Genomic DNA, 9,342 nt, shown 5'->3' on the forward strand with positions numbered 1-9,342 from the left:
TCGCTCACTACAAACTCAGAGTTTAATTATCTCTACCTACTTTAAAGTATATCGCCTTTGACTATGAGTGTAGAAATTAGTTAAAACAAATCCTTGACAGAATCTTTGACTGTTTCAATGTTGTGATAAATTCTGAATTTTTAGTTTTTACTTGTTAAAGGAATACGGATGATAAACTCTGTACCACATCCTGGGGTAGAATCAACTTCAATAGTTCCTCCATGTTTGTCTACAACAATTTGATAGGCGTTCGCCATTCCTAATCCGATTCCTTTGCCCACAGGTTTAGTAGTAAACATATGGTCAAATACCCGTTGCTTGACATCCTCTGACATCCCAATACCATTATCGGAAATCTGAACGATCGCGTCATGAGTTGATTGGTCAATTTGCGTTTGGAGCTTAATTTGATTAGGATTACTTTTAAGATTCTCAGAACTGCGTTTTTGGCTGACTTCTTCCAGTGCATCGATCGCATTCACCAAAACATTCATAAACACCTGATTCAGTTGCCCTGCGTAGCATTCTACTAGGGGTAAATCACCGTATTTCTTAACGATCTGAATTTCTGGTAGATTGGGCGTGGCTGTGAGGCGACGGTTCAGAATCATTAGAGTGTTGTCTAATCCTTCATGAATATCTACAAATTTCATGTCTGCTTCATCGAGGCGCGAGAAATTACGTAGCGACAGCACAATTTCACGAATGCGCTTGGTTCCCACTTGCATTGATGTCATTAGCTTGGGTAAATCTTCTGCCAGAAACTCAATATCAAGGTCTTGGGCGCGATCGCGAATTTCTGGTGTCGGATTTGGGTAGGTTTGTTCATAAAGCTTTAGCAAATCGAGGATGCCTTGGCTATATTCACTGGCATGGTTGAGGTTCGCATGAATAAAATTGGCAGGATTATTGATTTCGTGTGCCACTCCAGCAACCAGTTGTCCCAGACTAGACATTTTTTCGGTTTGGATGAGTTGAGCTTGGGTATTTTGCAATTCTTTCAAAGTTTTGCTGAGTTGCTGCGCCTGCTGGCTGGAAATAAAGGCGCGATCGCGAATCTGTTCATATAGTTGCATCTGTCGCCATGCACCGATCAACCCAACCATCAACAATCCTCCCAAAACCGTAGCCAACAGGTTCAACGCCTGCAATGGCGATTCGATATTTTCTTGTGGCACAATCAACGCTACCGACCAATTTGCTTCTCTGAGAGGAGTGTAAGCAACATAACTCCACTTACCATCCAGTTGAGCCAATTCAATGTTTGTGCGTTTAGCCACCATTTGTTGGGTAATTTCAACTAACCTGGGATTGGGGGAGTTGAGGAAACTCTGGGCGACTTTTTCGCGTGTACCAATTAGCTGCGTGTTGGGATGGGCAATGGGAATTCCTTGAGAATTCAGCGCAAAGGCATAGCTGCCCTTGCCTTGATGTAAATTGCTGATCACCTCAACTACCCGCTTAATCGGAATACCTCCCATTAACACACCTGCTGGCTTTGTGCCTGTTTCGGCAGGAATCGGCGAACTAATTTGAATCTGTAACTGTTTGTTTGTGCGTCCAATAATTGGATCGGCAGCTATCGTTTCACCCGCCATACTCCGCTGAAAAAATTCTCGATCTTTAGCATTGAGATGACTCCCCTGAGTATTAATTGCTGTACCATCTGGTGTGACCAACCCGATGAGCAAAAACGTTTGCAGGCGTGTCACCTCAGATTGTAAGTAAGGTTCCATCACAGACCAATCTACCGATCGCACCGCAAGAGAATTTGCCAAAGTCTTAATTTCTGTCTTCCGAATGGCTAACCAGTTATCAATATCCTCCTGACCTTGGTGTGTTTTTAACAGTGCTTGCTCCTTGAGACTATCGAGCAACAACCCCTTAACAATGTTGTAACTAGTGATGGCGGTGGCACTAATGCTAATAGACAGAATCACCACAATTGATAACAACAGTAGATTTCGCGATCGCCATTTCAATGAGTAGTAATTTTTGGCGCTTGGGGCATACTGTCGGGGGTTGATTTTCAACCAGCCTTTGCGTAATTTAAGCATGATCGTCGCTTTGTTCCAAGTTAAAATTTAAAAAGCAAAAGAAAGATGTCTTTTTACTTTTGTTGAGTAGAGATTTGAATGACAAACTCTGTGCCCTGTCCAAGCTCTGAAGTGCAGGAGAGTGAACCGCCATGTCCTTCCACCACAATTTGCCGAGCGATCGCTAATCCCAATCCTGTGCCTTTTCCTACAGGCTTGGTGGTGAACAAATGGTCAAATACTCGTTGCTTGACCTCCGGTGACATCCCCACGCCATTATCAGCAATCTTAATCAGAATGTGCTGACCTGAGTCTGCTAAACGGGTTTGAATGGTAATGCAATTGGGATTGGCTAAAATGGCTGACAAACTCCGCTCTGTATTGTATTCTTCAAGTGCATCAATGGCATTTGCCAACAAGTTCATAAACACCTGATTAAGTTGTCCAGCAAAGCATTCCACTAAGGGGAATTTGCCATAGTCTTTTATCACATCAATTGCCGGACGGTTTTCGTTAGCTTTTAAACGATGTCTCAGAATCAAAATAGTACTGTCAATGCCATCGTGAATATTAAAGGGCACTTTGTAATCTTTATCTGCTCTGGAGAAGGTTCGCAGACTAGTGCTGATACTGCGGATACGGTTAACACCCAGTTTCATCGAGTCCAGCAACTTAGGTAAATCTTCGCGTAAATAATTCAAGTCCATCGCATCAATTTCGTCTTCAATGTCTGAGCCGGGATTTGGAAATTTCTCTTGGTAAAGCTTAATTAGCCCAAACAAATCGTTGATATAATCTTTTGCTGGTTCTAAGTTGCCGGCAATAAAGCCGACAGGATTATTGATTTCATGGGCAACGCCTGCTACCAGATTACCAAGGGCAGACATTTTTTCACTCTGCACTAGTTGCAATTGCATCGCTTGGAGTTCTTCCAACGCTTGTTCTAATTGTTGCTTTTGCTGTTGCAGCAATTGTTGTGCTTCCTGGCGTTCGGTGATGTCTTCAGAGGTGCCAAGGATGCCAAAAACGTTTCCTTCTTTATCTTTTAGCAGAATTTTGTTTGTATTCGACCAGATATGTTTTCCGTCTGCTTGCTGCACGGTTTCGATAATGTTGAGTTCAGCTTGTCCAGACTCCATAATGCGGCGATCGCGCTCGACAAAAAAATCTGATTGCTCACGAGTCCAGGGAAGATCGTAATCTGTTTTACCAATAATATTTTCTGGCCCTCTGTTCTCGTAAGTTTGAGCAAAGTTCTGGTTACAGCCTAAATAAACACTATTGCGGTCTTTCCAAAAAACAGACTGGGGGATATTGTCGATAATTAACCGCAAGAATTGTTCAGTCTGTCCAAGGTTTTTGAGAGTATCTTGTGCTTGCTGATAAAGTCGGGCGTTTTCCAGGGAAATTGCAGCTTGAGTGCATAACAGATTCAGAATTTCGACGCGATCGCTGGTAAACGCCCCAGTGGTAAGATTGTTTTCTAAATACAAAATCCCCAACAGTTTGCCTTGATACAGAATCGGCGTACACAGCAAGCTTTTGGGTTGCTGACGAATGATGTAGGGGTCAGCTATCAGTGCCGGATACACTGTTGTATCAATGATGACGGTAGGTTGCAAGCTGCGTTTGACGGTGTAAATTAAGCTATGGGGAACGTCTGCGCTATCTTCCACAAAAATGGACTGTAGCACGGTTGATTGCTGCCCAACTTGAGCAGTCGCCTCAACGACCAATCTATCTTCTTTGAGCAGTATTAACGCACACTTATCTGCTCCAGCATTTTGAATCACTACTTGCAGTAGCTTCGTGAGTAATTTATCCAGTTCGATTTCACTGGAGAGAGTCTGAGAGGCTTTGATAACTGTTGGCAAATCTAGCATTACTGATGTATTGATACTAGATGTTACTGATTTATTTAAGCTTGGGTGCAAGGTAGCAATGCTGTCAATATTTGCGATCGTCTCATTGGGCGTGAGTGGCGATACTCTTTCAGAGTCACTTCGTGAACTCGTCCGTTGTAAGATGGGAGCTAGCAATTGCGGATAACGCTGTTCTAGGTCATCGACTTTGGCTTTAGCATCCCAGCGCGTGTAGCAATAGTAAGCATTAATCAAATACTCTTGGGCAATGCGTTCTTTGCCCCATTCTAAATAAAACTTGGCTGCGAGTTCGTTGGCGATCGCTTCTTCGTTGAGGTATTCGTTTTCTTTGGCTTTAGCAATGGCGCGATCGTATAACTCGATTGCATCCATGTAGTTGCTAGAAATTCTTGCCATTTCCGCAGATAACAATAGATATCGATGTAGAAAGTTTTCTGGGCAATTATTCGCCCAGGTTTTCAGAGTTTGTTGATGCTCTCGAATAATTTCCCAATCCTGTTTTTTATCCTCTAATGTCGCATCGGAATAGAGTGCTACCAAACTGAGTGGATAATAGAAATGATACTGAATAATTGGGAAGAAACCAGAGTTACAATCAAGGGTTTTCTCAGCTTCTTCTGCCGCTTTAACGGCATCTGCATAGCGACCATAAAGGTACGACAATTGTATTTTGAGAAAGCAGTACCAATTAATTCCATGATCAAAGTTATTTTTCTGTCTCCAAACTTCTATATAGAGAATATCTTCGCCATTGCGATCGTCTAATAAATCGGTGTTTTTAGATATGCCTTGCAAGTTCAGTAGAAACTGCTGCTGTAAACTAAATGCATACAGCATATTGACATCATTCACTTGTTGTACATAGCTCAGATATTTCTCAGTTTCCGCGTAGATATCTGATAGGCGATCGCCCTTAATTAACATCGCCCAAATCAGAAACGAAACTGCCCAGACACCAAACACCAAATTTCCAGTTTCTTGACTGACTTGGAATGATTTTTGAGAAATTTGCAAATTCGTTTTTAAATGCTGATTATAGGGATTAATTGTGTGGGCAAAGATATTATTAGTCTTAGGAATAAATTGGGTGCTATTGAAGTGATGATCAAGTTTTAGTGCTAACGTACCGAACTCATAAGCAGTTTCATAACTTCCTTGATTTGCCAGACTCATTCCATACAGACAGTAAGCAAAACCAGAGCTTTCTGCATTGCCATATCTCAACGATAAATTGATCATTAATAGAGGAATCAGGCAAGTGAGATGTTGATCTCCTCCCATATAAGCAGCTGCCCAAAGGTCAGCTAAAAGACCCATGCAGACTTTCTTATCTGGATCTATCATTTCAGGCAGATCGAATAAATCTGCTGTACGAACCGTTTGAAGTTTAGCTTTTAATTCTTGAAGTTCAGTTTCGATGGCAGCTTGCTGTTCTTCAGAAGTGACAGGCAGATGCATCCCCATGATGCTCAAACCTTTTAGCCCAGCTTCAAAGCCAGCTTCGATATTTTCACCCTGAGTCATTTTCAGGTACATCTGAATTCTATAAATATCTGCCTGTTCAAACTTATTTTGGCTATAATTTAAGGCGAGATTGAATAATCTCTCTGCTTTGTCAAAATTGCCAGTTAAATATTCACATTCCGCAGATAGTCGATATAATTCAAATGTGAGTTTATACTGAGTTAGCCAACTTTCTTCTATTAGCAATTCTCTGCCTAACGTGAAATATTTAACTGCTGCTTTATAAGCAGTGGAAGTTTTGGCTTTCTTGCCAGCAATTAAATTTAGTTTAGCCAGTTCATATATTTGGGATTGTTGGGTAATTATATCAATCCCCTCATTTAACTGATTAACAATATCAAAAATTCTGGCTTCAAGTGCTTGAGATGACGTATTGTTTAACAGTAATTGCCCAATTTTTAAATGAGTAGCTTTTCTTTGAGATTCAGGAATCAGGGAATAGGCAGCTTGCTGAACGCGGTCATGAAGAAATTTGTAAGAACAGGAGTCAGGAGAATTGTGTTGCTGAAATTCAGAATTCAGAATTTTTAATTCTGACTCCTCTTGATAGAATTTGTAGACCTCATTGGTAGGGATAATCAACCCATCTTGCACAGCTTTCCAAAAGTCTGCGACTGTTTCCACCTGGGATTTTTCATGGACGATCGCTAATGTCGCTAAATCAAATTGGTTTCCCACACAAGCCGCTAACTTCAAAACTTCTTGAGTCTGTGTTGGCAACTTCTGAAGTTGAAGTGCCATGAACTCTACCACATCATCAGTGAGAGCCAGCGATCGCACCTGAGCAATATCACATTCCCAATAACCACCGTCAAAATTAAATGTAATTAGTTGATCTTGATGTAGCGCTTTGAGAAACTGGGTACTGAAGAAAGGATTACCTTTGGTTTTACTCAATACTAACTCTGTTAACAGTGCGGCTAACGCTAGGGAGCAACTCAATGTATCTGCAACCAAATGATTGATAGAAATCTGATCGAGGGGAGCTAAGGTAATCGTATTGACTGTAACGCCTAACTTCTGAATCTCTTCCAAAGTCAGCATCAGCGGATGTACTGGGTTGACTTCGTTATCTCGATAAGCACCAATTAATAGTAGATAGCCGATGTCAGCTTCGCTGATTAACAAGTGCATTAACTTTAAAGAAGCAGAATCTGCCCATTGCAAGTCATCAATAAAGATTACCAATGGATGTTCTGGTGCAGTGAAGACTTGAGTGAACTTCAAGAACAGCAAATTGAAGCGATTTTGTGCCGCATTCCCAGAGAGTTCGGGCGCAGGAGGCTGTTTACCAATCATACTTTCCAGTTCTGGAATCACCTCAATCATCACTTGTCCGTTCTCACCCAAAGCAGAGAGAATTTTGCACTTCCACTGCTCGAATTGAGCATCAGTTTCACTTAACAGTTGCCCGATTAAGTCTCGAAAGGCTTGCACAAAGGCAGAGAAGGGGATATTACGCTGGAACTGGTCAAATTTACCTTTAATGAAATAACCCCGTTGTCGCACAATTGGCTTGTGGACTTCGTTAACCACAGCAGTTTTGCCAATCCCAGAGAAGCCTGCTATCAACATAATTTCTGTGCTTCCCTGAGTGACACCCTCAAAGGCATCTAGTAAGCTTTGAACTTCGGCTTGGCGACCGTAAAGTTTTTCTGGGATAATGAAGCGATCGCAAATATCCCGCTCACCTAATTTAAAGGATTTAATCGAGCCAATTTCCTGCAATTGCTCCAAACATTTTTCTAAATCAAATTTCAGCCCTAATGCACTCTGATAGCGATCTTCAGCATTTTTCGCCATCAATTTCATCACAATGTCATTCAGAACTTCGGGAATTTCTTCTTCCCTCCTGCCTCCTAATTGATCTGGTTGCTTGGCAATATGACAGTGAACCAACTCCATCGGATCATTAGACTGAAAGGGTAACTGTCCAGCCAGCAATTCATAGAAGGTAACGCCGAGGGAGTAATAATCACTGCGATAGTCAATTCCGCGATTCATCCGCCCGGTTTGTTCCGGGGAAAGGTAGGCGAGGGTACCTTCTAAGACATTAGGACTTTGAATTTCGCGGGTTTCTCTAGGTAAAAGAGAGGCAATGCTAAAATCAATCAACTTGACTTGCTTAGTTTCCGGGTTAATCAGGATGTTGGCTGGCTTGATGTCTTTGTGGATAACCCGATGGCGATAGAGTCCGTCAAGAATATTGCTCAGAGCGATCGCAATATATAAAAACTCTTCCAAGAAATTTGGATTACTCCCCCTGACTGTTTTCATCCATTCTTTGAGAGAAATACCGCCGAAATCCTCCATTACCAGAACATAACTGTGGCGGTAAGGTTCCAGACTATAGGGATGAACAATACCAGGTAGGTCAATATTTTTAGCGATCGTGTACTGATTGCGGAAATGGAGCAGTTCGCTGAAGTTAGGATACTCTTGCTGGAGCAGTTTGATAATGACCGGAAGTTGATCAATCTCTCGAATTGCACGGAAAACCAGGGTTCTAAAGCTTGTATAAAGTTGTTCACTAATTTGATAGCCTGGAATTTGGGCGATCGGCTCAACTGCTGTATTCATTTGTATCAACTCTTCTTGAAGCTCAACTTATTATTAAAATAGGACTTACGCATTCACAGAACTAACTAAATATGGGTATGGATTTTCAGGCATTCAAGTTTGATTTTTCACTATTAGCCAGCGATGCCGAACGCGAGTACGTCTGGTAGAGAAGGCGGGCTACGCCTACGCTAGTGATCTAAAGATAGTGGCCAATAGCCTGAAACGACCGAATTTGGTTAGACACATGAAAGTCATTTTGTACAGTGCGTAAGATCCTATAAAAGTATTTTTCCCAACAGTTAGCTTTTTTTAACTCAGTTGCAACTTATTTAAGGTTGGAATGTGCTGGTTCGCATCTCAATTTAGAAATGGCGGCGACTGATGAAATGCTGGCGGCTGAAGTTTTTCAACTATAGCGGTTCTGATTAGCCTTGCAGTTCGAGTCCGAGGCAGGCCAGTTGGCTGATCGAGAATGCTGCAAGATTTCCGGTAAAATCAAGTTCTGAGGACTGTGGATTTGGGAGAAATTTGGGGTGCCTACACTTGGCGTTAACATTGACCACATTGCCACCATCCGGCAAGCACGGCGGACGGTGGAACCAGACCCCGTGGCGGCGGCGGTGCTGGCAGAATTAGGGGGTGCAGATGGGATTACGGTGCATCTGCGCGAAGATCGGCGGCATATCCAAGACAGGGATGTGCTACTGTTGCGGCAAACAGTGCGATCGCATCTTAATTTAGAAATGGCCGCTACAGATGAAATGCTAGCGATCGCTCTCGATATCAAACCAGATTACGTGACTTTAGTCCCCGAAAAGCGCGAAGAAGTCACAACAGAAGGCGGACTAGATATTATCGGACAAATTGCTAGAATAGGTGAGATAGTTGATAAATTGCAAAGTGCTAGCATTCCAGTTAGTTTATTTATCGACGCAGAACCAGCACAAATCGAAGCATCTGTCAAGGTACAGGCGCAGTTTATTGAATTGCACACCGGACAATATGCTGAAGCTAAGGATGAAACAAATCGCCAGCGAGAATTAGCCATATTAGCTAAAGGGTGTGAACAAGCGATTCAAGCAGGATTGCGAGTCAACGCTGGTCATGGACTTACCTACTGGAACGTCTATCCGGTGGGTGCGCTTCCAGGTATGGAAGAACTCAACATTGGTCATACCATCATCAGTCGGGCAGCATTAGTAGGTATTGAAAGGGCAGTCCGCGAGATGAAACAAGCTATAAGAGGGGATGGGGCATAGGGCATAGGGCATGGGGCATAGGGCATTGGGCATTGGTTCTTAATTCTGCTCCCTCATCTCCCTCATCTCCCCCAATCC

3 protein-coding genes are annotated in these 9,342 nt (G+C 42.5%); 1 reads left to right on the top strand and 2 read right to left on the bottom strand.

Features of this window, described 5'->3' with window-relative positions; genetic code table 11:
- Positions 1-140 precede the first annotated feature (140 nt).
- Both HWQ41_RS14145 and HWQ41_RS14150 read right to left on the bottom strand, forming a co-directional pair.
- Positions 141-2,057: an ATP-binding protein gene (locus HWQ41_RS14145; RefSeq protein ID WP_292763605.1), complete on the bottom strand. Its 1,917-nt coding sequence runs from the start codon at positions 2,055-2,057 to the stop codon at positions 141-143.
- Positions 2,058-2,110: 53 nt separating this feature from the next.
- Positions 2,111-8,023, bottom strand: a complete 5,913-nt coding sequence (locus HWQ41_RS14150) for an AAA family ATPase (RefSeq protein WP_292763607.1) — start codon at positions 8,021-8,023, stop codon at positions 2,111-2,113.
- 515 nt (positions 8,024-8,538) lie between these two features.
- On the opposite strand from HWQ41_RS14150, the gene HWQ41_RS14155 reads away from it, so the two are divergent.
- Positions 8,539-9,264, top strand: coding sequence for a pyridoxine 5'-phosphate synthase (locus HWQ41_RS14155; protein ID WP_292763608.1), 726 nt, complete (start codon positions 8,539-8,541; stop codon positions 9,262-9,264).
- Positions 9,265-9,342: the final 78 nt, after the last annotated feature.

This window comes from Nostoc sp. NOS(2021), from assembly GCF_017115025.1.
In the GTDB taxonomy this organism is placed as follows: Bacteria; Cyanobacteriota; Cyanobacteriia; order Cyanobacteriales; family Nostocaceae; genus Nostoc.

Excerpts from the sequence above, each read along its gene's own strand:
- HWQ41_RS14145 (WP_292763605.1), bottom strand. The coding sequence starts at position 2,057 with ATGCTTAAATTACGCAAAGGCTGGTTGAAAATCAACCCCCGACAGTAT.
- HWQ41_RS14150 (WP_292763607.1), bottom strand. The coding sequence starts at position 8,023 with ATGAATACAGCAGTTGAGCCGATCGCCCAAATTCCAGGCTATCAAATT.